Here is a 24,693-nt window from a genome sequence, read left to right as displayed (position 1 = left end):
TCGACAGCAGAGCGAATCGACTCGCCTCGCTGATGAAAACGCCAGGTAGCGAAGGAATAGCCGAACAATCGACGTACAGTGAGAAGTGACAATACACTGGCAAGCAGAACTCCGCTTGCCAGTGTCAGATCAGCCGTCATCTCGAGAATAAGACAGGTCATCGTCATCGGCACACCGATGATCGCGACCGCAGTGGCACTCATGCCCAGCACAGCGCAGGTCGCAACCGATGGGCCGCCTGCACCAAGAGCCTCCAGCCCGAAGCCGAACAATGACCCAGCCAGCACGCCGAGATAGAGTGAGGCAAAGAACAGCCCCCCACGAAATCCGCTGCCGATCGAAACCGAAGAGGCCATCATTTTCAGTATCAGCAGCAGAAACAACGGCCAGGGCGATAGACCGCCCTGAAGCACCTTGAGAACGGCGGCATGTCCTGCAGACAGGATGGACGGAGAATAAAGAGCCAGCCCCCGACCACCACCCCTCCAAGTGAAGGCGCATCCAAACAGGCAGGGGAAGCAGCCGGAATCCGGCCTCTGCAAGCGTTACCCCACGCATTGTGGCTATCCCGACCAGACCGCAGAAAATACCCAGTGCCAGAACGGGCATGGTCTCACGCGCCGTAAGCGGGCCATGAGGAAGCAACGGAACCGTAGCGCTCATACCCCCCAGAAGATGCCCTGTACCAACGGCCGCAATCGATGCCACGGCCACCGGCGCAAGATTCACAAGGGAATAGGTGCCGATTACCAGTTCGAACGCATAGAAAGCGCCAGCAATCGGTGCGTTGAACGCAGCGGCAATCGCTCCACCTGCACCACATCCGACCAGAATGCGCAAATCGGCACGACGCACACGAAACAGTCGTCCGCACCCGCTTCCCAATGCAGCAGCGATCTGGGTGAAACCCGCCTCCAGCCCCAGAGAAGCACCGCTGCCATTGGACAGAAAGGTCTGGAATGCGACAATGGCGCTGTCTCGCACTGACATACGCCCGCCACGCAATGCGTTGGCTTCGATCGGATCGACGGGCCTGTGACTGAAGCGCCGCGCAAGAGCCAGACCAAAGAGCCCCAGCACAGCACCACCGAGACAGGGCATAAGCACTGTACGCCACGGGCTGAGACTCACGAGACCGGAAAGCCGCCCGTCATTGTGAAGCGCATAGAGCACCCGATGAGCGTAAAGTGTGCTGCGCGTCATCACCCAGACGCTCATCCCGGCGAGAACGCCGACACAAGCTGACAGAACAGTCAACCAGATTTCATTGGATCGAACGAGCGCACGCACATAGTACGGGACATGCACCAAATGCCGAAGCCATCTGAATGTTCTGTATAACCCTGAGGCCAAGAAAGATCCTGACATGGCTTTAAAGACAGGTGAAGAGCGACACCCTTATTGTCGTCCAGACTTGCCGCAGGCAACAGAAAACCCCAGACTTCGCCCATCACGCCTCCCTGAAAGGAGCCTTTTATCGTGCTGCTGAACGTCATCGAACGCCTTTCGGCCCAACCGGGGGGCCACCCGCCGGTCGTGTTTTTGCATGGTCTGTTCGGGCGCGCACGCAACATGGGCTTTCTGCAGCGTCAGGCGGCCCGCACACATCGTACATTGGCCCTCGATCTGCGCAATCATGGCGATAGCCCTCATGGCCCCATGGATTTTCCCGCTATGGTCGAGGATGTCGTCGAGACGTTGCGTGCCCATGAGGCCCTGCCCGCCATTCTGGTCGGGCATTCCATGGGAGGGAAAGTGGCCATGATCATGGCGCTGCAATATCCCGAGCTCGTAGCCGGAATACTGATTGGCGACATGGCCCCGGCCCGTACCGGCTTTGGCCAGGCAGCCCTCGCCGAGGCGATGCTGCATATCCACTTTCCTGACCAACTCGACCGACAAGGGGCAGATCAGCTGCTGGCAAAGGAGATCCCGAACCGCAGCGTTCGCGATCTCATGCTCCAGAATGTGCGTCTTGGCACCGAACCCGGCTGGCAGATCGGACTACAGGATATCACCAACTCGATGACCAATATCGAGAACTGGCCCTATGTTCCCGAAGGCTATGTCTATGAAGGCCCTGCCCTGTTCCTGAGGGGGAGCATTCCCCCTATATCGGGAAAGATCACGAACCTGTCATGAAGCGTCTTTTTCCCAATCATCGCCTTGAGACCATTCCCGATGCGGGCCATTGGCTTCATGCTGACAATCCAAAGCTCTTTTCTGAAAAGATGCTTGGTTTCATTGATAGCATCTGACCGACACGCCTTCTCTTCAAGGTATCGCCTGATGATCAAACGCATTGCGCTGTTACTGCTGCTTTCGATCGGTTCCGCGCAGGCCGAGCCCCTCCCCGTCCTCACACGTGACGGACTTCAGGCACTTACCCTGGCACAGACTTCAATTGCACTGCATTCGGTTTCAGGCGCGAATAACCAGACTGTCGATGTTGCCGAGCTTTACCGCAAAACGCTCATCAAGGGCGGCTTTCCTGCCGACTGGATCACTGTCACCCGACTGAATGATACTGCCTATATGGTTTTGCGCTGGCCTGGTCAGGAGCAAGAGCTCAAGCCTTTGGTCATTTCGGGTCATATGGATGTAGTCGCAGCCAGTCCCTCCAACTGGACGAGGGACCCATTCACCCCGATCGTGGAAAATGGCTATCTTTACGGGCGTGGCGCCTCGGATATGAAGATGAGCAATGCCCTGGCCATTACAGCGTTGATCCATCTTCGCCATGAGGGTTTCAAACCGAAACGTGACATCGTTCTGGCCCTGTCGGGTGATGAGGAAACAGCGATGAAAACCGGTCAGATCCTGGCCGACATGTTTCCGGATGCCAGAGAAGTACTGAATCTGGATGTAGGAGGCGGTACGCTCGACGAGGCAACCGGGCAACCGCTCTTTTACAGTTGGTCAGGCGCAGAAAAGACTTATGCCGATATCGGACTTATGGTGACTGATCCAGGCGGGCATGCCTCCGAACCGCGCACTCGTAACGCTATCACGATACTGGCAAAAGCCCTGCTCACTATACAGGCACATCCGTTCAGGCCGGAACTGAATGCCCTGACGCGCAGTTATTTTCTGAATGCTGCGCGCTTCACATCACCAAAACTTGCGTCTGCCATGCGTGTCTTCGCCGCGAGCCCGGACAACGCGCAGGCCGTTGCCGTTTTGCGCGCGACTCCCTCTCTAGTCGGCGCAACCGGTACAACCTGTGTCGTTACCATGATCAAGGGGGGACATGCTCTTAACGCGCTGCCACAGCACGCTGCCGCCAACATCAACTGCCGCATTTTCCCCGGCCATTCCCGGTCTGATATCATTCATGAACTGACAGCTATTATAGACGATCCTTCCATTCATATAGAGGATCACAGCCAGGGCTCAGTCGAGACACAACCTTCACCATTAAGTGGTCCACTTCCTACCGCCGTAACACGCGCTGCCCAGCAGGCCTATCCGAATATACCGGTCTTTCCGACCATGAGTTCCGGAGCAAGCGACAGCATGTGGTTTCGTGAAAAAGGTGTGCCTTCCTATGGTGCCAGCCCGATCTTCATGAAAGCCTCTGATGACTTCAGTCACGGCCTCAATGAGCGCGTCCCCCTTTCAACCATAACGCCCGGTTTGCATTTCATGCTTTCACTGGTAACTGACCTTTCACAGAACTGACTCCCGGATATTTTTCATAGGCGCTTCAATCGCCTGTCAGAACATTCCTGATGGTCTTTCCCTCCTCGGAAAGCCGCCAGAGATACCAGGCAAGGGCCGAACGATAAGGCTGAAGCGTTCTCCCTCCTTCCTGAGAGCAGCCGGTTTAGGGGGCAGAGGCAGGCTGTGCAGTTTCTGCCATCCTGCCCGTACGGCAAAATCATCCACAGGAAGCACATCACGCCGATTTAATGTAAAAATAAGCAACATTTCCACAGTCCAGCGGCCAATACCACGAAGCGTAATCAGCCGCTCAACCAGCACCTCATCGCCCAGTACTGCAGCCTCTGCCAGATCAGGGACAAGCCCTGTCAGACGTGCCTGAGCCAGCCCCTGAAGTGCCAGTAATTTCGAAGCTGAGAGGCCACATTGACGCAGACAGTCTTCCGTCTGCGCCAGAAATGCTTCGGGATCGGGTATTTCACCCCCTGTCAGCGCACAGACACGACCCAAAATGGCCTCGGCCGCGCGCCCATGCAGCTGCTGTCCAATAATCGCACGAAACAGCGCCTGATAGGGTGTCTTGCCGTCAGATCCTCTCAGCCGGCACGGACCAATACGCTCCATGGCAGCCGCCAGGACGGGATCCTGCCCGAGGCAGGCATAGAGAGTATCATCTTCCGACATGGAATTTCTCCTCTTACGGTTACCACATGCCTCACGCCCGCTTGGCAAAAGGAGGCGTCCAATGTCATGATAGGCGCAAGTGCCAGATCGTGTAGTCATGCAGAATTTATTGTATGATTCACCGCGTGTTGGCGTGTGTTCTGATTCTCTGCAGGTGTTCTTCTGAAACGCACCCAGCCCGTTGATCCGACCTCGCCCTCTTCGGGCGTGGCTCCAGCTCCGCGCCCAGACCAAAAACGGGTGCGCAATGAGCCGTTGCTTTTCGCGTCGGCAGAAGAGCAGACCCGCGCCCTGCCCTCCATGACCCGCAGCCGCGCCAGACTGGGCCATTACGAACCCAAAATCGGGAGCGAACCGCCGGTCAGACCGGCTGGCGCGTCACTGATACGCCCCCAGACCCTTGAAGATTCCGGCGTCACGACAGTTCTGATCGTGTCAGCGATCGCCCATGCGGTACTGATCGCATTGCTGATCTATGAAAGCGCTCATCATGCCCGTGGTCTTTCCGAGGGGATCGAGCAGCCTCAGATAGAGATGATGTTTGCCCCACCGAGCAAAAGTGGCATGGCAGGCCCGCATGAGGAGAAACCCGGAGGTCCTGAAAAACCATCCACCAGCCATGATTCGTCCTCTGCCAGCACTCCGGACACACAGCAGGAGCAGCAACCGGATGAGGAGGAATCAACGCCAACGCCTGCTCCGCCCACACCAACCCCGCCTGCAGCGCCACCTGTACCGGAAGGGCCTTCAACCGAATTGCCAAAGACCCAGACAGACCGCCCTGTCAGTCCGGGCATTCCCAAATCCGGTCGGCACAGCCAGACCCATGCCCATAGTCATCGTTCGAGCAAACGGCCGACACCCAAGCAATCGGATAATCCGTTTGCCAACATGACGACGCTCGATTTCAGCGAGGCCCCTTCGACACCGCGTCGACAACGCGGCCGGCGCGGCGGGTCAGGTGCGCCTATAGACATGTCGCTTGGTCCACTTTCGACCAATGGACAGATCAATGCGCCATTCATGACGCGTAATTCGATCCGGGGCGTGAGCGATGATTATGGCAGCGAGATCGATCGCTGGATCCGGGCACATCTCTATTATCCGGAAGACGCCATAAAGAATGGCGAAGACGGCCCCTCTTCCGTTCATGTCGTGCTCGACCGTTCAGGCCGCGTCAAATCAGTGCGTCTGACCGGGCAATCCGGCTCGTATTCTCTCGATGCTGCCACTACAGGTATGTTCCAGGGGGCGCAGCTTCCCCCCGTGCCGCCAGACATGAAGGGCGACCATTTCGATATTGATCTGACGATCAATTACATTCTGATCAGACGTTGAGTACCGCATGAGCCTCGATTCCGTTCGCAACGAACTCGCCCGTCTCGCCCCTGAACTTGCCATCATTGATGATGGCCTGAGCACGGCCACCGTTCTTGAAGCCGCAGCAGTGCACAGGGTTGTTCCCGACCAGATTGCCAAGACGCTTTGTGTCGATGTCGGGGGGAAGATCGTACTGGTCGTCATGGCGGGCACGGCACGCCTGGATAATCGGCGCGCCCGCGAAATTCTGGGAGGGAAACCCCGCTTTCTCGGACCAGAAGCCGTGCTGGAGGCAACCAGCCACCCCGTTGGCGGCGTCTGTCCTTTCGGGCTGCCTTCCCCTCTGCCGGTCTATTGCGATGAGTCGCTGCTGCAATTCGAAGAGATTATTCCTGCAGCAGGCTCGATTACAGCTTCAGTGCGCATGACGCCGCAGAAGCTGGCCGAGCTGACCAAGGGCGTCTGGGTGCATGTGCGTCAGGATGTGGGTTAAGGGTTCTTTTTCGAGAAAATGAACTGAAAATTCTTGTTTGTTAGCCATCTGCGAAACGCAGAGCACGCTGATCTCAAGATACAAAAGTCTTTTCTCTATCTTCAGAAAAAGAAGATCCCCCGCCCCACAAGGAGACGGGGAACAAGCTCTTTTACTCCGCTGCTTCAGCGTAAGTAGAGATATCCGGGCAGGAGCAGACCAGGTTGCGGTCGCCCCAGGCATTATCGATACGGTTGACCGGCGCGAAATACTTCACACGGTCGAGACCGTTCGGGAAACAACCCTGCATGCGGTCATAAGCGCGGTCCCACTCACCGACGAGATCGGCGGTGCTATGAGGCGCATGACGCAGCGGGCTGGCTTCCATCGCAATCTTGCCGGCTTCGATCGCTGCGATCTCCTGACGGATGGCGATCATCGCATCACAGAAGCGGTCCAGCTCAGCCTTGCCTTCGGACTCGGTCGGCTCGATCATGAACGTGCCGGCAACCGGAAAACTGACCGTCGGTGCATGGAAACCATGGTCGATCAGGCGCTTGGCGATATCATCCACGGTGACGCCGACCGCATCCTTCAAAGGACGGAGATCGATAATGCATTCATGCGCCGTGCGACCGTTGCTGCCACGATAGAGCACCGGATAATGCCCCTCGAGGCGGGCCGCGATGTAGTTGGCGTTGAGGATTGCCATTTCGGTGGCTTCACGCAGCCCGTCATCGCCCATCATCAGCACATAGGCGACCGAAATCGGCAGGATCGAGGCCGAACCGAAAGGCGCGGCTGACACGGCGCGTGCGTCGCCCTTTTCGGGGCGACCCGGCAGATGCGGGGCGAGATGCGCCTTGACGCCGATCGGGCCCATGCCGGGACCACCGCCGCCATGCGGAATGCAGAAGGTCTTGTGCAGATTGAAATGCGAGACATCCGCGCCATAAAGCCCGGGACGGGCTAGCCCGACCTGAGCGTTCATGTTCGCCCCGTCGAGATAGACCTGACCGCCCGCCTCGTGAACGAGGTCGCAGATTTCCATCACGGCTTCCTCGAACACGCCATGGGTCGAGGGGTACGTCAGCATGAGGGCCGCAATACGCCCCTCATGCTGGGCAATCTTCTTGCGCAGATCGTCGAGATCGACATTGCCCGCGGCATCGCAAGCCGTGACGACCACGCGCATGCCGACCATCTGGGCCGAAGCCGGATTGGTGCCATGGGCCGAGGCCGGGATCAGGCAGACATCGCGTTCGCTCTGGCCATTGGCCTGATGATAGGCGCGAATGGCCAGCAAACCGGCATATTCACCCTGCGCGCCCGAATTCGGCTGAAGCGACACGGCATCATAACCGCTGACGGCGCAGAGCGCGTGTTCGAGAATACCGAACAGCTCGTGGTAGCCTTCCGTCTGATCGGCAGGCGCGAAAGGATGCAGCGCACCGAATTCCGGCCAGGTAATGGGGATCATCTCGGCGGTCGCGTTCAGCTTCATAGTACAGGAGCCGAGCGGGATCATGGTACGGTCCAACGCCAGATCCATATCCGACAGGCGGCGCATATAGCGCAGCAGATCGGTTTCGGAACGATGGGCGTGGAACACGGCTGCCGTCAGGAAAGTCCCGCTGCGCTGCAGGGAAGCCGGAATGGTGGTTGCGCCGTCGAGCTTCGCTTCCAGCGCAGCCAGACGCGCATCATCCGGGCAGACGCAGCGCCACAACGCCTTGATGTGGTCGGGCTGTGTGGTTTCGTCACAGGATATGCCCAGACGACCATTGCCTGCATCGCGCAGATTGATTCCCGCCTTGCGGGCACGTTCAAGCACGAGCGCAGCAGATTCGCCGGCGTCGATGGTGATCGTGTCGAAGAAAACGCTCGTTTCGACCTTCACCGCGAGTTCACGCAGGCCCTGGGCCAGAATGGAGGCGAGACGGTTCACGCGATGGGCGATGGCACGTAGCCCTTCGGGGCCATGATAGACCGCATACATCGAGGCGATGACAGCCAGAAGCACCTGCGCCGTGCAGATATTCGATGTCGCCTTTTCGCGACGGATATGCTGCTCGCGGGTCTGAAGCGCCAGACGATAGGCCGGGGCGCCACGGCTGTCGCGTGACACACCGACAAGACGGCCCGGCATGGTGCGCTTATAGGCATCGCGAACGGCCATAAACCCGGCATGGGGTCCACCAAAACCCATCGGCACGCCGAAACGCTGCATCGAACCGATGGCGATATCGGCGCCGAGCTTGCCCGGTGCTTCAAGCATGACAAGCGCCAGCGGGTCGCAGGTCATGGCCGCGACGGCACCCTTGGCGTGCAGGGCGTTGATCACGCTGCGGAAATCGCGGATTTCGCCCGAGCTGCCGGGATAGGAAAGCAGTGCGCCAAACACGTCTGCTTCTTGCAGATCGGTCTCGGGATCGCCCACCACGATGGTCCAGCCCAGCGGTTCGGCACGGGTGCGCAGCACGGCGAGCGTCTGCGGGTGCGTGTCGGCATCGACGAAGAAAACCGTGCTCTTGGTCTTGGCATTGCGCTGGGCGAGCGCCATCGCCTCGGCGCAGGCCGTGGCTTCGTCAAGCAGAGACGCATTGGCGATATCGAGACCGGTCAGATCACAGACCAGCGTCTGGAAATTGAGCAGTGCCTCAAGACGACCCTGGCTGATTTCGGGCTGATAAGGCGTATAGGCCGTATACCAGGCCGGATTTTCAAGGATATTGCGCTGGATCACCGGCGGCAGAACCGTGCCGTGATAGCCCTGCCCGATCATGGACTGCATGACGACATTGCGGCTGGCGATCTGTTTCAGACGGGCCAGAGCCTCGCTCTCAGTCAAAGCCGGACCAATGCCGGAAGCCTTGCGGTCAAGAATGGCAGCTGGAACCGTCTGTTCAATCAGCGCGTCGATGCTGGAAACGCCAAGCGTTTCGAGCATGGCAACGACTTCGCCGGGGCGTGGCCCGTTATGGCGGGAAACGAATTGATCGGCAGCCTGACTGGGCCAAAGGGGAGCGTTACGGGTCACGTCTCGGCAAATCCTCGTCGGGAACGGGGTCGGTCACGGGTCAAGAAAGCAAAGGCGGCACAATATGCCACCTTTGTCGGTCAGATTCAGAGAGAAGCCTTGTACGCCTCGGCATCAAGCAGGGCTTCGAGCTGGGCAGAATCGGTGACACGCAGCTTGAAGATCCAGCCGTCACCTTCCGGATCGGCACCCACCAGTGTCGGCTCATCGCTCAGACGGGCATTGAAACCGGCCAGAACGCCGCTCACCGGCGCATAGATATCGGAAGCTGCTTTCACGGATTCGACTACGGCAGCGGCATCGCCCTGGGCGACTTCAGTGCCCTCGTCCTTGGCTTCGACAAAAACCAGCTCGCCCAGCTCTTCGGCAGCGTGACCGGTGATGCCGACGGTCGCGATCTCGCCTTCAAGACGGATCCATTCATGGGACGGGGTATAATAGGTGGTGCTCATGACGAGGTCTTTCTCTGTGAGATGGTTTTCAGCGTTTGAAACCAGGAGGAACGAAAGGCAGGGCGCGCACCTGAACCGGCACGAACTTGCCGCGCAGCGCGCCGTAAAGAACGGTACCGATGGCGGCATGAGCGGTGGCCACATAGCCCATGGCGACAGGAGCATTCACGCTGGGGCCGAAGGCGCCAGAAGTGACCACACCGACTTTCTGCGTGCCCTTGGCATCGGCAAAAAGCTCTGTACCACCACGTATGGGCGCCCGACCTTCAGCAGCAAGCCCTACACGCAGACGTGACACGCCATCACGGGCCTGTCCCATAATGATTTCTGCACCCGGATAGCCACCTGCACGGACACCGCCTTCACGACGGCTTTTCTGCATGGCCCAGGTAAGCGCCGCCTCAACCGGGGTCGTAGTTTCATCCAGATCATTACCGTAGAGGCACAATCCTGATTCCAGACGCAGGCTGTCGCGGGCACCCAGCCCGATCGGCAATACACGTTCATCGGCCAGCAGGGCACGGGCAATCTGCTCGGCGTGCTCGGCCGGAATGCCGATTTCAAAACCATCTTCGCCCGTATAACCCGAACGCGTGACCGTGCAACGCACGCCGTCCACATCGGCCTCGATCGCATCCATGAAACGCATGGCTTCCGCTTCGGGGCAGAGATCAGCCAGAACATGCACGGCTTCCGGGCCTTGCAGGGCAAGGAGCGCACGGTCAGCAAGGGTCTCAATCACGATGCGATCACCAAGCTCTGCCTGCATCAGGGCGGTATCGGCTGCCTTGCAGGAGGCATTGACGACCACAAACAGCCAGTCACCCATATTGGCGACCATCAGATCGTCGCGAATGCCGCCCTTCTCATTGGTCAGGAAGCCGTAACGCTGGCGGTTGACGCCGAGCCCGGCCAGATCGACAGGGATGAGGGATTCCAGCGCCAGAGCGGCGTCTTCGAGCGTGGCTGTGCGCGACGTGACGCGCAGCTGACCCATATGGGACACATCGAACAGCCCGGCCTTGCCGCGCGTATGCAGGTGCTCGGTCATCAGCCCGGCCGGATATTGCAGAGGCATGGAATAGCCCGCGAACGGCACCATACGCGCCCCGAGTTCAAGATGCAGGGCATTCAGCGGCGTGAAAAGAAGCGCGTCGGACATAGGACAGAATCCCCCGGAAACAGGAAGCGAGAAAAATCGTCGCCCCTTCTGTCACCTTTGCCTGAGATCGCTATCCCGTCGGCGGACATCCCACGGGAATGCCTCTCTCCAGAAGTTCCAGCCGATCGCGGTCCTTTTGCCTGAGAGTTTCCGGGGCGGTTGCTCCTTCGGCGCCGGAAAAGTGTCCGGTCTCTCCCGTGAATCGGTGTTTACTCTTCGCAGGATTAGGGCTGAAAAGTCAATTCAGGAAACGAGAGGGATTTGAAGTCATGTCACAGCATTTCACGGTCATCGCAGAATTTGCGGCTCCCGCCGAGAGCTTCGAGGCCTTTCTGGAAATATGTCGCTATGACAGCGATCGTTCACTGGCTGATGAAGAAGGCTGTCTGACCTTTGACGTACTCACCCAGCAGGATGCCTCGGATATTATTGTCCTGCACGAAGTCTATACGGGCCGACCTGCTTTTGATGCCCACCTCAAGACACCCCATTTCGAGAAATTCGCTGCTGCTCTTCGCGATCTCAAGATCGAGGAGCGCAATGTCCGCTTTTTCACCCATCAGCATCCCTGAGATAGAGGGGCTGTACCCTCCGCCTGGCAACAGGGGTAAACGGCATTGGCGAAAGGGGCCTGAATGCCCCTTTTTTCATACCTTCTTCCCTCGGGATCAGGCGACAGGATCGCACATGACTCAGACGTAACGACCAGAGAAGAACGCAAAGGGTTTTCGCCATCCAAACCCTCGCCTAATCTGTCTTTTTAGGTTCCTGCGTGACTGAGACAGCATGACACCGTTTTCCTGCTTCCTTCCCTCAATGGCAGGGCTTTCCCCGTCGCGGGAAGCAATCACCCGCGCGAACCGTCTGCCGGAAGCCGAGGCACTTGCTGCCCTGCTGGTCAGCGCAACTCTGGGTGAGCCGTTTCTGGAACAGATAGAGCAGCAGGCGCGCTTTCTGGCCACTCATCTGCGTCATCATGACGACAGGAACGGCGTGGAAAGCATGGTTCAGGCTTTTCCTCTTACTTCGCCTGAAGGGAAAGCCCTGTTCTGCCTCGCCGGAACCTTGTTACGCATCCCCGATTCGGCCACACGCGACACAGTAATTCGCGATCAGATCAGTCAGGGCGCCTGGCTGCAGCATGGCGGGCAAGACCACCCTTTCTTTCTCAACGCCGCGAGCTGGGCCATGTCCACCTCATCCCGCCTGCACAATCTGACAGGAGGGCTGCGCCGCCTCGCCATGAAAAGTGGCGCACCTTTCATCCGCCATGGGGTCGAGCGCGCCATTACCATGATGGGCAGTCAGTTTGTACTGGCCGAGACCCTTTCCCAGGCGCTCAGACGCAGCCGAAAGGCCGAAGAGAAAGGATTTTCACTCGCCTTTGCTGCCCTGCATGAAACGGCCCTGACAACCGAAGAAGCCGATCGTGCGGGGCGCGAGGTTATGGCAATGATCGAGTCCCTGGGACGGCATGCCCGGGGCGTGGCACTCTATGATCGCCCCTCCCTGTCACTCAGGCTCTCCGCTCTGCATCCGCGCTTCGAACGCAGCCAGACAGCGCAGGTAATGAGCAGGCTTCAGCCTTTTCTCGTCGAACTCGCCTTGCGCGCCAAGAGCGGCAATATCCAGCTGGTTTTTGATGCCGAGACCAGCGATACGCTCGGCCTGAGCCTCGATCTGTTCGACGCTTTGTGTCACATGCCCGAGCTGAACGGCTGGAATGGGCTTGGCTTTACGGTCCAGGCCTATGACAAGCGTGCGCTTCCCCTGATCGATCATCTGATAACACTTAGTCTTGAGACCGACCGACGCATCACATTGCGTCTGGTAAAAGGCGATTACTGGGAGAAGGAAATCCGGCAAAGCCAGGCGCAAGCAGCGCGCGATTATCCGGTATTCACACGCAAATGCCACAGTGATGTCAGCTTCATCGCCTGCGCCAGACGAGCGCTAGAAGCCCCTGATGCGCTTTACCCCCAGTTCGCCACCCATAACGCACGCAGCATTGCTACGATCCAGACGCTGGCATCTCCCTGGAAGCCCGACCTGTATGAATTCGGCTGTCGACATGGTATGGGCGAAACGCTGTATGCACCGCTCGTTCAGCCACATATGCGCATCGCTCAATGCCGTGTCCTGATGCCGATAGGCGCTGATCACCAGTTTGCACCTTTTCTCATACGACGTCTGATCGAAGCTGGCTCCCCTTCGTCCTTCCTCAATCAGGCCGCGAACGGATCCGTGACCCTGGACGAACTGATTGCGGATCCGGTCAACCAGACACGCAGCTTTCTCCCGCATGGTATGCCCAATACCACCATCTCCCTACCCTGCGATCTGACGCTACCGGAACGCCAGAAGGCACACGCGCCTGATCTGAATGATGATCTGACCCTGAATTTCTTCGCCACGACCCTGCCCGACACATTGCATGCGTTTCAGGCTGGCCCCATGGGACCAGCCATGCCCAGGGTAGAAGGGCGCTCACATCCAATTCGTAATCCCGCCAACCATACCGATCAGGTGGGCATCACGCATTATGCCCGACCGCGCGATATCGATGCTGCGCTCAACGCTGCCGAGACTGATCAGATCTGGCGGCGTATGTCAGCCGAGGACCGTGCCATTCAGCTCGATCGCCTGGCTGAAACACTGGAACAGGATCAGAATCCTCTTCTCGCGCTTCTGATACGTGAAGGAGGCAAATCTCTCGCCGGTGCATGTAACGAATTGCGCGAGGCAATTGATTTGTTGCGTTACTACGCCTCCCGGCTTCGTACCCTTTCGGAAACGGGGCTGATCGGTGCACCACTCGGGACAATCCTGTGCATCAGCCCCTGGAATTTTCCTCTGGCAAGCTTCATCGGCCAGATTGCTGTCGCTCTTGCTGCTGGCAATGCCGTGATCGCCAAGCCAGCAGAAGAAACACCATTGATTGCCGCCCATCTCGTCACGCTGTTTCTCGAAACCGGTCTCCCGGCAAGGGCCCTTCAGCTTCTGCCCGGCGAAGGCAATGTCGGTGCCTCTCTCGTAGCTGATTCCCGTATCGATGGCGTATTATTTACCGGCTCGACTGCAGTCGCAAAAACCATCAGCGTGAATTGCTTGGCCGTACAGGACGCACTGGTCAGCCCGTCCCTCTTCTTGCTGATACAAGCGGGCAGAATGCCATGCTGGTGGACAGCACGGTTTCGCCACAACAAGTCGTTCCCGATATTCTGGTTTCCGCTTTTGACAGCGCAGGTCAGCGCAGTGCCTCGCTTCGTGTGCTTCTGGTGCAGGAAGAGGGAGCAGATGCACTGATCCAGGCGCTCCAGTCAGCCATCAGCGCACGCCATGTAGGCGCCCCTGATCAGCTGAAATGCGATATAGGACCGGTTATCTCGGCTGCCGCCCGAACCCGTATCGAAGACCATGTCGATCGTATGAGACGAGCGGGTTATCGTGTCTGGCAGCCAGATCTGCAGGCCGAGACCCTGAATGGCCATTTCGTGGCGCCAACCCTGATCGAAATAGGGCGTGTGGCCGATATCGGCCCCGAGGTTTTCGGACCGGTTCTGCATATCAGGCGCTATGCCCGCCACGAACTCGACGGGGTTATCGATGCTCTGAACGCTACCGGCTACGCGCTCACTTTTGGCGTACAAAGCCATTTGCGTGACACGGTGGAACGCGCCTGCGCCCGCATTCGGCAGGTAATATCTATGTCAATCGTCCGATCATCGGCGCGACTGTGGGAATGCAGCCCTTCGGAGGGCATGGGCTTTCCGGATCGGGGCCCAAGCTGGGCGGGCCTCTTCTTCTGCCGCGTCTGATGCATGGGGCACCCTGCCCGCTCACGGCAGAAACAACAGCCCCCGTACCATCAGCCGCACGCGCGTTTCTGGCCTTTCTCGAACCACGTGACCCGCCCTCGGCACGGAAGGTACGCGCTGTCATTGCTCATGGCCTGTGCGGACTCAGCCTCGACCTGCCTGCCATATCCGGCGAAACGAACCGCTACACCCTGCGCCCCAAGGGAATCGTACTTTGCGCCTGTGAGAGCTGGCCAGCTTTGCTTCATGCCGTGGGTCTGGCTCTTGGTACCGGCAATTCGGTTCTGGTCCTTGCCCCTGATCCGGCGGTTGAATGGCTACGCCAGGTGTCACGTCAGCTTGCCAATCTGATCACCCGCGTCAATCCGGGCGCCCTGCCAGAATGCGACGTCATGCTGATCCAGCGTGGTGCCGAAACAGCAGAACAGGCGGCTCTGACCATCACGGCGCGTGAAGGCCGGGTCGTGCCTGTTTACGATCTTGATACAGTACAGCCCGAATGGTTACTGAGCGAGGTGGTCACAACCTTCAATCATGCTGCCATCGGTGCCGATCTTGCTCTGGTCGCAGGCTCCTGATCTCCCTGACATCACAAAGAGCCTGTCCTTCATCGCAATAAAACCTTCGTTACGGGTTGTCACGCGGGTCTGTTTCCGTTCTGTTAATGTATTGATCCAGCCCGAACCTCTCTCGGAGTACCCCCGCTTGACTATCCGTCTCTTCCGCGCCGGCACATTCCTGACCGTCCTGTTACTGGGCACGCGCGTTCTGCCTGCGCTGGCTGCCCAGCCTCAACATGATCAGCCCCAGCCCGAAGCGACGCCGCTTCCCTCACCACTCCCTCAGGCCAAGGACGTCGCTTTTCCAGGTACGCTCAAGCTCAGCGTCAATGCGACCGACCTTGCCCATCACGTCATGACCATGCATGAAACCCTGCCCGTGCCACAATCGGCGCGTGAAGCAGGCGATCTCGTTCTTCTCTATCCGAAATGGATTCCGGGAGGCCATGCACCCGAAGGCACTATTACCCAGCTGGGCGGCCTGAAGATTACCTCTGAAGGCAAACCCCTTTCCTGGCTGCGTGACCCGGTGGATGTCTTTGCCTTCCATGTTCCTGTTACAAAGGCGCAGACCCAGATTGATGTCGATTTCAATCTGCTTTCGCCCGTGACCGATAATGAGGGGCGCGTTGTCATGACACCTCATATCGTGAACGTGCAGTGGAACGAGGTCTCCCTCTATCCAGCCGGTTACTACTCACGCAATATTCCTGTCCAAGCGAGCGTGAAGCTGCCTCATGGCTGGCAGGCAGCCACGGCTCTGCGCCCGACAGGTCCTGCTGTGGGCGACACCCTGACCTTCGGTACCGTGCCCTATAACACACTGGTCGATTCACCGATTTTTGCGGGCGCCTATTTCAAAAAGGTCGCCCTTAACGCACCGGGCGGCGTGCCGGTCACACTCAACATGGTGGCCGACAAGCCGGGTGATCTGGCCTATGACGATGCCGAACTTCAGATTCATCGCAATCTCTCACGCAGGCCCTGCTGACTTTCGGCTCCCAGCATTACGCGCATTACGACTTCCTGATGGCACTGACCGATGAGCTGGGCCGTATCGGTCTGGAGCATCATCAGTCGAGCGAAGACAGCGTAAGTGAGGATTATTTCACGGACTGGAAACATTCCTTCCCGCAGCGCGACCTGCTGGCGCATGAATATACCCATTCCTGGAACGGCAAATATCGACGCCCTGCCGATCTGTACGGTGCCACTTTCAATGCCCCGCAGCGCGGTTCTCTGCTCTGGGTCTATGAAGGGCAGACCGAGTTCTGGGGTAACATTCTTGCTGCACGCTCCGGCCTTGTGTCGAAGGAACAGGGCTTCGACTCCCTTGCACTCATGGCTGCAACCTACGACGCGCAATCGGGCCGTACCTGGCGCCCTGTAGCCGACACCACCAATGACCCGATCATCGCCCAGCGTTCGCCGCTCTCATGGCGCGATTTCCAGCGTTCGGAAGATTATTACGTGGAAGGTCAGCTGGTCTGGCTCGATGCCGACATGATGATCCGCAAGCTCTCACATGACACAAAATCGCTTGATGATTTTGCCAAGGCGTTTTTCGGTACGAATGACGGCAGCATCATTGTGAGCACCTATACATTCGATGATGTCGTTCTGACCCTGAACAAGGTAGTACCGTATGACTGGGCCAGGTTCCTGCATGACCGTATCAGCACAGTACAGAAACGCGCACCTCTGAACGGTCTTGAAGCCGGCGGTTACAAGCTAGTTTATACCGACAAGGAAAACGCCTTCGAAGCCCAGGCAGGCAAGAACTATCACCGCTTGCCGCTGCGCTTCTCTCTTGGCGTAATCATCAACCAGAAAAACGGATCACTTGGCACAGTTGCCTGGGACAGCCCGGCGTACAAGGCTGGTCTCGCCATTCATGACGTGATTGTCGCCGTCAATGGCGATACCTTTACGTCCGAAGGGCTGGTCGATGCCGTCAAAGCGGCCAGGAGCGACAAAACGCCCATTACCCTGCTGGTCAAGACCGGATCACATTATCATACAGTCTCGATCCCTTATTATGATGGCCTGCGCTACCCCCATCTCGAACGCATCGAGAACACTCCGGACCGTCTGACAACGCTGTATTCAGCACGTCACTAAGCCTTCAAGCGAGAGAGTATTCATCCGGATACTCTCTCAGGGAAGCCTGGATACCCCAGGGGTTTCATGAAGGCTTTCAGGAAGAATCAGACTCCCGAAGCGCATCCCGATTCAGGCGTATCCTGCGTAGAAGATTTCAACCTTTCCCGTACAGATACCGGGGTTGCCCCCTCGTTCACGGCGCTGATGAACAGGCCTCTTCATAAATCTACGGTATCGCAATAAAATTGAATTCCAGTCTCTGCCCCGGCACATCGAAATGGGGTTTGACGCGTAGCGTCATGGCAGGGCAGGCGGGGCCAAGGACTTCGGCAATGATCCGCTGGCAGGGAACAAAAATACTGCTGTCGGGAATCATATAGGCCAGATGAGTGATGTCTTCTGGAACCAGACCATTAGTGGCCAGAATTTCCCGGATACGGGCCAGAGCGTTCTGGCATTCGTCGATCAGGCTCTCCGGCACCTGTCCATCAGCATCAAGTCCTGTCACACCATAAACGGTCACACTGTCTTGCAGCACAGGACGGGAAGAAGATGAGGAGTGATCGTGCATGACCCAGAGCATATCGCAGAATCCCGACCCTGCCCATCGCTTATGCATGGAAGATATTGCTCCCGTTCCGGCTATCCATGCTTCCTGTGCCAGTTGGGAGGGGTTGGGCGTAATTCTCACCGGGCCATCAGGTTGTGGCAAATCAAGCCTTCTGCTGCGTCTGATCGATGCCGGATTTGCGCTTGTTGGTGACGACCAGATTCTGATGGAACAGGAACATGCCCGCCCTGCTCCTGCTCTTGCCGGGCTGATCGAGATACGCGGTCTGGGCATCGTGCGAATACCGCATCTATCCGCAACGCGGGTCGTGCTGCAGATCGATCTGACACGTCATGCGCCTGTGAAACGCCTTCCTGATTACGCCATCGATCCAGAAACAGGCATCTGGCATCTGACTCTTGATGCGTTCCACGCCGATGCCGTCGCACGGATACGATCAACCCTGCGCTGTATCCGCGGTGAATTCACGCTGCTTTGTGGTGCGAATGGCGGTTTGGAGGTGTTGCCCCCCTTCCCCCTGAAGCGTGAAGAAAGCTAATGTCAGCTCATGTATCCCGGCTTTGAGGACAGGAGAAGCGGTCTGTGATTTCCGCGCGACGCGTGCTGCTGGTCACGGGACTCTCCGGGGCTGGCAAATCTTCCATTCTGCGCATTCTTGAGGATATCGGTTATGAAGTAACCGATAATCCACCTCTGAATCTGCTGGATGCACTCGTCGCCCGCACGGAACATCCTCTTGCTATTGGTATTGATGCCCGTACGCGCGGTTTCGAAGCCAGCGCCGTGCTCAACGCATTGGCCACGCTGCGCGCCCGACCCGGTCCGCAACATGTCGAACTGATCTACGCCACCGCCGAAAGCGATGTGCTGCTGCGTCGTTTTACCGCTACCCGACGGCGTCATCCGCTCGATAACAGCACTGATAGCGGCCCAGGTCTCATGGCCTGTATTGAACAGGAAAACGATCTGCTGACCCCCCTGCGGGGTACAGCTGATCTGGTCATCGACACCTCTGATCTGCCGCCGCCCGATCTGCGACGTCTCATCGAGTCGCGTTTCGGCCATCAAAATGATGGCGACTCGATGACGACCACGCTCCTGTCTTTTGCCTATCCGGCAGGCCTGCCGCGTGAGGCCGATCTGGTGTTTGATGCGCGCTTCCTGCGCAACCCTCATTACGATGCCATCCTCAAGGCCCGGACCGGCCTGGAAGAAGACGTGCGCGAATACGTGCAGACAGATCCTGATTACCACTCTTTCTTTTCCCAGATTGTCTCCTTACTCAGACTTGTACTGCCCCGCTTTGTCGCCGAAGGAAAAAAGCATGCGACAATTGCTATCGGCTGCACTGGCGGACAACATCGCTCTGTAACGCTTGTTGAGGAAATTGCCGGTGCTCTGGTCAGATCGGATGACATTACACTCTTGTCAGATGGACCAATCGCCGTCATGCATCGGGAACTGGCACGACAGGGGCGCAGCTCCTGGCGTTGGGTTCGCCCCCCGCAGCACCGTGTCACACCGGATGAACAGATACGGACAGAGCCGTCTTGATAACCGTGACAGATGACCAATATCTTGTGGGGTCGCCAGAGATCTGGCGTTACAGCCCCCTCGAAGGAAGGCCCCGATGATCGGGATCGTTCTTGTTACCCACGGTTCTCTCGCCCAGTCTCTTCTCGAAATCGTCACCCATGTGATGGGGCCGCAATCCCAGATTGCCGTTATGGGCATCATGCCTGATGATGATGTCGTTCTGTCCCGCGCTCATCTCAATGCCGCCATCAGCTCGGTCGATACCGGCGATGGTGTGCTTCTCTTGACCGATATGTTCGGCAGCACCCCTTCCAATCTGGCTCTGTCCCTGCGTCTTGACGGTCGCGTTGAAGTACTGGCAGGCGTCAACGTGCCGATGCTGGTCAAGCTGGCAAAGACGCGCTGCACACGCAGCCTGGCCGAATGCGCCGAGCTGGCCACCATGGCAGGACGCAAATATATTGCCGCCGCCTATCAGCTGCCCGAGTCCTGTTTGCAAGGCGGCAAAAGCTGTGAAATGGTGGTGACGACTACCATGAGCTACCCCCCCCTATCCCTCCGCTTCTGGCCCCGCTGCGGCAGGTCGCTCGATGAGCACAGGTCCGACGCTGGAACGCGATGTGACCATCGTCAACCGACTCGGCCTTCACGCCCGTGCCGCGGCAAAATTCGTCACGCTCGCCGAAAGCTTTGATGCTGTTATCGAAGTCAGTCGCCATGGCCAGCGCGTCTCTGCGCTGTCGATCATGGGACTGATGATGCTCGGCGCCGGACGCGGTGAAATGGTCAGAATTCTGGCCAGTGGTTCTCAGGCCAGCGCAGCCATCGATGCCCTGGTCCTTCTTGTTTCCGACGGCTTCGGCGAACGTGATTAAGAGATTACGCCGCCCCTCCAACGATATTACCCTGCCCGACGACCGGCCCATGAAAATCCTGCAGGGTACGGGAATCTCTGCCGGCGTCGTTATTGCGCGTGCAAGCCTTACTTTCGAACGCCCCTTGCCCGTTATCGAATCCCTGCCTTCGCAGCTTACGGCCGAAGCGGAAAGCGCGCGTCTCGATCAGGCCATTGCCCTGACTCTTAAGCAGCTCAAGAAGCTGCGAGGCAAGCTGAGTGGCCTGCCCGATGAAGGGCGCATCGAGATCGATGCAATGCTTACCGTCTACGAACATATGCTCAGCCATTCCCGTCTGGTGCGCGCCGCGCATCGCCGACTGACCGAGGACGGGCTAACCGCAGAAGCTGCCGTGCAGCTCGAAAGTGACATTCTGGCTGCTAAGGCCGGCCCTCAACCCGGCATGCCGGAAGAGGAAATAGAAGGGGCAAGACGGCGCGAAGGCGAGTTCCGGGAAGTGGCCCGCAGGCTGCTGCGCAATCTGACAGGTGTATCGTTTCGCGCTTTTTCCGATATTCCAAGCGGGTCCATTCTGGTGGCGGAGCAGATCCGTCCCGCCGATGCGGCTGTCATTGATCCGAACCGTATAGCGGCCGTACTCTCCGAAGGGGGCGGAGCCACAGATCATACCGCCATCATGCTGCGCGCGCTGAACGTTCCTGCCGTGCTGGCCGTGCCGAATCTGACTGATCTTGTCGAGGAAGGCAGCCTCCTGATCGTTGACGGATCGAGCGGACGAGTCGTGATCAACCCTGATTCGGCGACACTGGCCGAAGCCCGCAGCGCGATGGCGGAAGAAGCCAAAGAGCGCAAAGGTATCGGGCGTTTGCGTCGTCTTCCGAGCCGGATGGTGAGCGGCGAGGATATCGAACTTATGGCCAATATCGAGCTCGCCAATGAGCTTCCATTGCTGCACCGGAATGGCGCAACAGGGATTGGTTTGTTGCGTACGGAATTCCTGTTCGATGAAACCGAACCTCTGCCCGATGAGGACGGGCAATACGAAGCCTATGCCGAGCTTGTTGCCGATATGCAGGGTATGACCACGACGATCAGGGTCCTTGACTGGGGCGGAGAAAAGGGTCTTGCCCGTCTCAGACAACTGGGAATTCATGACGAAGCTGAAGAAGAAAATCCGGCTCTCGGTGTAAGAGGTCTCAGGCTGCTTTTACGTCATCCGGAGATTCTTGAAGCCCAGCTTTGTGCAATTCTGCGCGCCAGTGTCGAAGGAAATTGTCGTATTCTTCTGCCAATGATCAGCTCTGTGAACGAGGTGATCGCAGCCAGACAGATTTATGAGCGCTGCGCCAGAAGACTTCGACGCCGCGGCGTCAAACTGTCCGGAGAACTGCCGCCTCTTGGCATTATGATAGAGACGCCCGCAGCCGCGCTGACGGTGGGTGCGCTTGTTCGTCAGGCTGATTTTTTCGCACTCGGCACCAATGACCTGACCATGTACACTCTGGCTGTAGATCGCTCTGCGGCCATGGGATCAGAACTGTATACTGCGCTTCATCCGAGCCTTCTCAGATTGCTGCGGCTCTCGGTAGATGAGGCCTTGCGCTCCCATCGTCCTATCTGCGTCTGCGGTGAGATGGCCGCTGATCCACGCAGCGTGGCTCTACTGATCGGTATGGGATTGCGCTCGTTTTCGATGTCCGCCGCTTCAATCCCTGCTGTAAAGCGCATGATCCGTTCCCTGAGCATCGAGGCCTGCGACGACCTCTACCGTCGTGCCATACTCATGGAAGATCCGATTGAACTGACGAAACTGGTACGCAATTTCGCCAGTTAGGAAGATGCGGCTTCCGCCCCAGAGCGGAGGCCGCACCCTTTAGTCTCAGTGACGGAGGTCTTCAGGTACCTTGCCGCCGTTTTCCGACAGCTTCTGCATAACCTGACGGATGAGCCAGACATTCATGGCGGCGCTGTCATCGGTACTTTCAGAGTAATGAAGTTCTTGGGCCAGATGTTTGCGCGCCTCAAGCGAGCTGTCCATATCGAGCAGCTTGAGCAGATCAACAATGGAAGTGCGCCAGTTGAGGGTCTGACCCTTTTCAGAAGCGAGACGGGTCAATACGGCATCGACATCAACAGGAGCACTCGGGGCTGAAGGCGTTGCGGAAGATGACGCGTCCTTACTGGAGGCAGATGCCGCACTGCCTGCTGACCCGCTTGCAGGTGCAGCTTCTGCATGACCAAAAATCTTTGTCATGATTGTGCTGAAAATGCTCATATCTGGTTCTCCTCGACGAATAATGCGCACATCCCGATCATGGGATCAGGTTTGATAATATTTCGTTCAGTAACGAAAATTGACATGTTGCTTCAGCGCATCAGTTGCGCCGCAATATGTCTTATCGCGTCAAAGAGATGAAGGTTTTGTATTGCATAGTGGTTTTTCTGACACGCCCCTGAGGCCTGGACGCCTCATTGCCCTGGGGCACGAACCCCGATAGGCGGAATTTTCCGCCTTTTTTGAGGATCAGCTCACGCGATGTCGTCCAGCCCAGATGTCCATTTCATTTCCGGCCTTCCCCGTTCGGGTTCGACACTTCTTTCCGCCTTGCTCTCGCAGAATCCGGCTCTTGTCACCTCGGGCCGTACCTCACCCGTCGCCCCCATGATCCTGCGTGTTTCCTCTCTTATGGCGGAAGGGGAATATGCCTGCGATTTCGACGCCATCCGTCGTGATCGGGTACTCCGCCAGATTCTTGACAGCTATTATGCCCCGGACGCCGATCGACGCATCATCATCGATACGCACCGGGACTGGTGCGCCCGGCTTGGGCTGATTGACACGATCTTTCCCAAAGCAAGGGTAATCTGTTGCGTACGGGATCCGATCTGGATCATGGACTCCCTGGAACGACTGATCGTACGCGACCCGATCCTGTCATCACATCTCGTACCAATCGGAAGACGCGCCACCCAGCATGACAGGCTCGATCACCTTCTTTCGCCAGATGGCGTGTTTGGTTATGCATGGCGTGTGCTGATCGAGGCCTTTCATGGCCCTTTCGCCAACCGGCTCATTCTGATCGATTACGATTATCTTGCGCGCTACCCAAAAGCCGTACTGTCGGCACTGACCCGGGAACTGGGCCTTCCTGCCCATGACTATGACCTCGATCATGTCGAGAGTCTCGATCACGGAGCTTTTGACCAGACACTGGCCACGCCCGGCCTGCACAGGCTGCGGCCCAAAGTGGAATTCGAGGCACGACGCTGCATTCTGCCCCCTTCAGTACAGGAACGTCTTGCAGGCGGCATGTTCTGGCGTACCCCTCAGGCAGCCGAAAACGGCGTACGCATTCTTGCCTGAGGGCTGCCCGTGTGTGTCAGAATACCAGAACAGTCTTGCCGATACTCGTGCCGCTTTCGCTTTCTCGATGCAGTGCAACAACAGTCGCAGCACTCAGACCCTGCAGGCGTCTGTGCTCTGTGGGCACGAGATCTCCGGACTGTACCAGAGAGGAAACCTGCTCGAGAATTTCATGCTGGCGCGCGCGATCAGACGTCGCAAAAAGCGAGCGCGTAAACATGAATTCCCATGAAATTACAGCACTTTTACGCTTGAAACCCATGATGTCGAACCGGGCAGGATCGTCAATAAGACTGAGATGCCCCTGAGGCGCCAGGATCTCCTCATAGCACGCCTGATGCTGATCGCTTGCGGTCAGGGATGCAATATGGGTGACATTTTCCAGACCCAGTGCCCTGATCTGCGCCACCATGTCACCACGATGATCGATCACATGATGCGCGCCCATTTTCTGCACCCAGTCACGCGTTTCAGCACGGGATGCTGTGGCGATCACGGTCAGACCAGTCAGTTTGCGTGCAATCTGGGTCAGGATTGAGCCCACACCTCCGGCACCGCCCACCACAAGCAGTGCTCCTGACGTCAGATGGTCAACTGCAAGACGGTCAAACAGCAGTTCCCAGGCGGTTACTGCAGTCAAGGGCAAAGAGGCTGCCTGCCCCCAGTCCAGCTGCGGGCATATGACCGACCAGCGTTTCCTCAACGAGTTGCAACTCGGCATTGCTCCCCTGACGCATCAGCGCGCCTGCATAGAAAACATGATCTCCCGGGCGGAAAAAGGTGACATCCGGCCCGACCGCCTCGACAGTTCCGGCAGCGTCCCAGCCCAGAACACGCCATTCGTCTCCATCAAGCGCGCCGGCGCGCTGACGGATCTTGGTATCAACCGGATTGATCGACACGGCCTTGACCCGGACAAGCAGGTCGCGCCCTTGGGGTGGCGACGGATTGGGGAGTTCTAGATCCTGCAGGATGTCAGGTGCGCCTTGCCCTTTGTAACCGACCGCTTTCATGCGGATCTCCCTCTTCGTGAAAGCTCGACGAAGAGAGAAGCCTAACACACCGGTTTTGAACGAAGCAGCGTTTTAGAA

At 57.9% G+C, this 24,693-nt stretch carries 20 protein-coding genes, 4 pseudogenes and 1 riboswitch; of the genes and pseudogenes, 16 read left to right on the top strand and 8 right to left on the bottom strand.

Annotated features, from left to right (window positions below):
- Positions 1-134: 134 nt before the first annotated feature.
- Positions 135-990: pseudogene (locus JCM25354_RS23585) on the bottom strand (chloride channel protein); the annotation flags it as partial.
- Positions 991-1,479: 489 nt separating this feature from the next.
- Between JCM25354_RS23585 and JCM25354_RS19095 the strand changes: the two are divergent.
- Both JCM25354_RS19095 and JCM25354_RS13410 read left to right on the top strand, forming a co-directional pair.
- Positions 1,480-2,258: pseudogene (locus tag JCM25354_RS19095) on the top strand (alpha/beta fold hydrolase).
- Positions 2,259-2,289: 31 nt separating this feature from the next.
- A complete protein-coding gene (locus JCM25354_RS13410; protein WP_025886380.1) occupies positions 2,290-3,681 on the top strand; it encodes a M20/M25/M40 family metallo-hydrolase in 1,392 nt (463 codons plus the stop codon).
- A 36-nt stretch (positions 3,682-3,717) separates the two neighbouring features.
- Here the strand turns inward: JCM25354_RS13410 and JCM25354_RS19090 are convergent, their stop codons facing one another.
- Positions 3,718-4,347: a DNA-3-methyladenine glycosylase family protein gene (locus JCM25354_RS19090; RefSeq protein WP_369345793.1), complete on the bottom strand. Its 630-nt coding sequence runs from the start codon at positions 4,345-4,347 to the stop codon at positions 3,718-3,720.
- Positions 4,348-4,587: 240 nt separating this feature from the next.
- On the opposite strand from JCM25354_RS19090, the gene JCM25354_RS13400 reads away from it, so the two are divergent.
- The gene (locus JCM25354_RS13400) at positions 4,588-5,685 is read left to right on the top strand and encodes an energy transducer TonB (RefSeq protein WP_025886379.1); all 1,098 of its coding nucleotides are present in this window, start codon (positions 4,588-4,590) and stop codon (positions 5,683-5,685) included.
- A 7-nt stretch (positions 5,686-5,692) separates the two neighbouring features.
- A complete protein-coding gene (locus JCM25354_RS13395) occupies positions 5,693-6,160 on the top strand; it encodes a YbaK/EbsC family protein (RefSeq protein ID WP_025886378.1) in 468 nt (155 codons plus the stop codon).
- 151 nt (positions 6,161-6,311) lie between these two features.
- Here the strand turns inward: JCM25354_RS13395 and gcvP are convergent, their stop codons facing one another.
- The 3 genes from gcvP to gcvT form a co-directional block, all read right to left on the bottom strand.
- Positions 6,312-9,179 carry an aminomethyl-transferring glycine dehydrogenase gene (gene gcvP / locus JCM25354_RS13390; RefSeq protein WP_025886377.1) on the bottom strand — a complete coding sequence of 956 codons (2,868 nt, stop codon included), beginning with the start codon at positions 9,177-9,179 and terminating at the stop codon, positions 6,312-6,314.
- Positions 9,180-9,265: 86 nt separating this feature from the next.
- Positions 9,266-9,631, bottom strand: a complete 366-nt coding sequence (gene gcvH, locus JCM25354_RS13385; RefSeq protein WP_025886376.1) for a glycine cleavage system protein GcvH — start codon at positions 9,629-9,631, stop codon at positions 9,266-9,268.
- 28 nt (positions 9,632-9,659) lie between these two features.
- Positions 9,660-10,793 carry a glycine cleavage system aminomethyltransferase GcvT gene (gene gcvT, locus JCM25354_RS13380; RefSeq protein ID WP_025886375.1) on the bottom strand — a complete coding sequence of 378 codons (1,134 nt, stop codon included), beginning with the start codon at positions 10,791-10,793 and terminating at the stop codon, positions 9,660-9,662.
- 118 nt (positions 10,794-10,911) lie between these two features.
- Positions 10,912-11,001, bottom strand: a riboswitch (glycine riboswitch).
- A gap of 61 nt (positions 11,002-11,062) precedes the next feature.
- Here gcvT and JCM25354_RS13375 point away from each other — a divergent pair.
- The 6 genes and pseudogenes from JCM25354_RS13375 (at position 11,063) to JCM25354_RS22735 (ending at position 17,292) form a co-directional block, all read left to right on the top strand.
- On the top strand, positions 11,063-11,365 hold the full coding sequence (locus tag JCM25354_RS13375; RefSeq protein ID WP_025886374.1) for a putative quinol monooxygenase: 303 nt from the start codon (positions 11,063-11,065) through the stop codon (positions 11,363-11,365).
- Positions 11,366-11,579: 214 nt separating this feature from the next.
- Positions 11,580-13,886, top strand: a pseudogene (locus JCM25354_RS19085) (proline dehydrogenase family protein); the annotation flags it as partial.
- 80 nt (positions 13,887-13,966) lie between these two features.
- Positions 13,967-14,611: an aldehyde dehydrogenase family protein gene (locus JCM25354_RS23120; RefSeq protein ID WP_084294776.1), complete on the top strand. Its 645-nt coding sequence runs from the start codon at positions 13,967-13,969 to the stop codon at positions 14,609-14,611.
- Entirely contained in the window at positions 14,611-15,189 is a 579-nt protein-coding gene (locus JCM25354_RS20340) for a hypothetical protein (protein WP_051537415.1), read from the top strand. The genes JCM25354_RS23120 and JCM25354_RS20340 overlap by 1 nt, the downstream gene beginning before the upstream one ends.
- A 127-nt stretch (positions 15,190-15,316) precedes the next feature.
- Complete coding sequence (locus tag JCM25354_RS22740) at positions 15,317-16,162, top strand: M61 family metallopeptidase (RefSeq protein WP_243444077.1); 846 nt, start codon at positions 15,317-15,319, stop codon at positions 16,160-16,162.
- A gap of 38 nt (positions 16,163-16,200) precedes the next feature.
- Positions 16,201-17,292 carry a M61 family metallopeptidase gene (locus JCM25354_RS22735; protein ID WP_243444076.1) on the top strand — a complete coding sequence of 364 codons (1,092 nt, stop codon included), beginning with the start codon at positions 16,201-16,203 and terminating at the stop codon, positions 17,290-17,292.
- A gap of 208 nt (positions 17,293-17,500) precedes the next feature.
- Here JCM25354_RS22735 and JCM25354_RS13360 read toward each other — a convergent pair whose 3' ends face one another.
- Positions 17,501-17,857, bottom strand: a complete 357-nt coding sequence (locus JCM25354_RS13360; protein ID WP_148301517.1) for a RidA family protein — start codon at positions 17,855-17,857, stop codon at positions 17,501-17,503.
- Between JCM25354_RS13360 and JCM25354_RS13355 the strand changes: the two genes are divergently transcribed.
- From JCM25354_RS13355 to ptsP, 5 genes are all read left to right on the top strand, one after another.
- Positions 17,844-18,383 carry an HPr kinase/phosphorylase gene (locus JCM25354_RS13355; RefSeq protein WP_148301516.1) on the top strand — a complete coding sequence of 180 codons (540 nt, stop codon included), beginning with the start codon at positions 17,844-17,846 and terminating at the stop codon, positions 18,381-18,383. The two genes, JCM25354_RS13360 and JCM25354_RS13355, sit on opposite strands and share 14 nt — an antisense overlap.
- Positions 18,384-18,427: 44 nt before the next feature.
- Positions 18,428-19,399 carry an RNase adapter RapZ gene (rapZ, locus tag JCM25354_RS13350; protein ID WP_025886371.1) on the top strand — a complete coding sequence of 324 codons (972 nt, stop codon included), beginning with the start codon at positions 18,428-18,430 and terminating at the stop codon, positions 19,397-19,399.
- 76 nt (positions 19,400-19,475) lie between these two features.
- Positions 19,476-20,075 (top strand): PTS sugar transporter subunit IIA, encoded by a 600-nt coding sequence (locus JCM25354_RS19075; RefSeq protein ID WP_025886370.1) that lies wholly within the window; start codon positions 19,476-19,478, stop codon positions 20,073-20,075.
- A complete protein-coding gene (locus JCM25354_RS13340; RefSeq protein WP_025886369.1) occupies positions 19,972-20,256 on the top strand; it encodes an HPr family phosphocarrier protein in 285 nt (94 codons plus the stop codon). The genes JCM25354_RS19075 and JCM25354_RS13340 overlap by 104 nt, the downstream gene beginning before the upstream one ends.
- The gene (gene ptsP, locus JCM25354_RS13335) at positions 20,249-22,072 is read left to right on the top strand and encodes a phosphoenolpyruvate--protein phosphotransferase (RefSeq protein WP_243444075.1); all 1,824 of its coding nucleotides are present in this window, start codon (positions 20,249-20,251) and stop codon (positions 22,070-22,072) included. The genes JCM25354_RS13340 and ptsP overlap by 8 nt, the downstream gene beginning before the upstream one ends.
- 45 nt (positions 22,073-22,117) lie before the next feature.
- Here ptsP and JCM25354_RS13330 read toward each other — a convergent pair whose 3' ends face one another.
- Entirely contained in the window at positions 22,118-22,513 is a 396-nt protein-coding gene (locus tag JCM25354_RS13330; protein ID WP_025886367.1) for a DUF3597 domain-containing protein, read from the bottom strand.
- 261 nt (positions 22,514-22,774) lie between these two features.
- Here JCM25354_RS13330 and JCM25354_RS13325 point away from each other — a divergent pair, with 261 nt between their 5' ends.
- Positions 22,775-23,602 carry a sulfotransferase family protein gene (locus tag JCM25354_RS13325; RefSeq protein WP_025886366.1) on the top strand — a complete coding sequence of 276 codons (828 nt, stop codon included), beginning with the start codon at positions 22,775-22,777 and terminating at the stop codon, positions 23,600-23,602.
- 16 nt (positions 23,603-23,618) lie between these two features.
- Here the strand turns inward: JCM25354_RS13325 and JCM25354_RS23785 are convergent.
- Positions 23,619-24,615, bottom strand: a pseudogene (locus tag JCM25354_RS23785) (zinc-binding alcohol dehydrogenase family protein).
- Between the last annotated feature and the right edge of the window lie 78 nt (positions 24,616-24,693).

This window comes from Asaia prunellae JCM 25354 (assembly GCF_000613885.1).
GTDB classification, from domain to species: Bacteria; Pseudomonadota; Alphaproteobacteria; order Acetobacterales; family Acetobacteraceae; genus Asaia; species Asaia prunellae.
The sequence above is the reverse complement of the archived record's forward strand: the minus strand, read 5'-3'. Positions and strand labels throughout refer to the sequence as shown.

Excerpts from the sequence above, each read along its gene's own strand:
- JCM25354_RS13410 (WP_025886380.1), top strand. The coding sequence starts at position 2,290 with ATGATCAAACGCATTGCGCTGTTACTGCTGCTTTCGATCGGTTCCGCG.
- JCM25354_RS19090 (WP_369345793.1), bottom strand. The coding sequence starts at position 4,347 with ATGTCGGAAGATGATACTCTCTATGCCTGCCTCGGGCAGGATCCCGTC.
- JCM25354_RS13395 (WP_025886378.1), top strand. The coding sequence starts at position 5,693 with ATGAGCCTCGATTCCGTTCGCAACGAACTCGCCCGTCTCGCCCCTGAA.
- gcvH (WP_025886376.1), bottom strand. The coding sequence starts at position 9,631 with ATGAGCACCACCTATTATACCCCGTCCCATGAATGGATCCGTCTTGAA.
- gcvT (WP_025886375.1), bottom strand. The coding sequence starts at position 10,793 with ATGTCCGACGCGCTTCTTTTCACGCCGCTGAATGCCCTGCATCTTGAA.
- JCM25354_RS13375 (WP_025886374.1), top strand. The coding sequence starts at position 11,063 with ATGTCACAGCATTTCACGGTCATCGCAGAATTTGCGGCTCCCGCCGAG.
- JCM25354_RS23120 (WP_084294776.1), top strand. The coding sequence starts at position 13,967 with ATGCTGGTGGACAGCACGGTTTCGCCACAACAAGTCGTTCCCGATATT.
- JCM25354_RS20340 (WP_051537415.1), top strand. The coding sequence starts at position 14,611 with ATGCATGGGGCACCCTGCCCGCTCACGGCAGAAACAACAGCCCCCGTA.
- JCM25354_RS22735 (WP_243444076.1), top strand. The coding sequence starts at position 16,201 with ATGGCACTGACCGATGAGCTGGGCCGTATCGGTCTGGAGCATCATCAG.
- JCM25354_RS13355 (WP_148301516.1), top strand. The coding sequence starts at position 17,844 with ATGACCCAGAGCATATCGCAGAATCCCGACCCTGCCCATCGCTTATGC.
- JCM25354_RS13360 (WP_148301517.1), bottom strand. The coding sequence starts at position 17,857 with ATGCTCTGGGTCATGCACGATCACTCCTCATCTTCTTCCCGTCCTGTG.
- JCM25354_RS19075 (WP_025886370.1), top strand. The coding sequence starts at position 19,476 with ATGATCGGGATCGTTCTTGTTACCCACGGTTCTCTCGCCCAGTCTCTT.
- JCM25354_RS13340 (WP_025886369.1), top strand. The coding sequence starts at position 19,972 with ATGAGCACAGGTCCGACGCTGGAACGCGATGTGACCATCGTCAACCGA.
- JCM25354_RS13330 (WP_025886367.1), bottom strand. The coding sequence starts at position 22,513 with ATGAGCATTTTCAGCACAATCATGACAAAGATTTTTGGTCATGCAGAA.
- JCM25354_RS13325 (WP_025886366.1), top strand. The coding sequence starts at position 22,775 with ATGTCGTCCAGCCCAGATGTCCATTTCATTTCCGGCCTTCCCCGTTCG.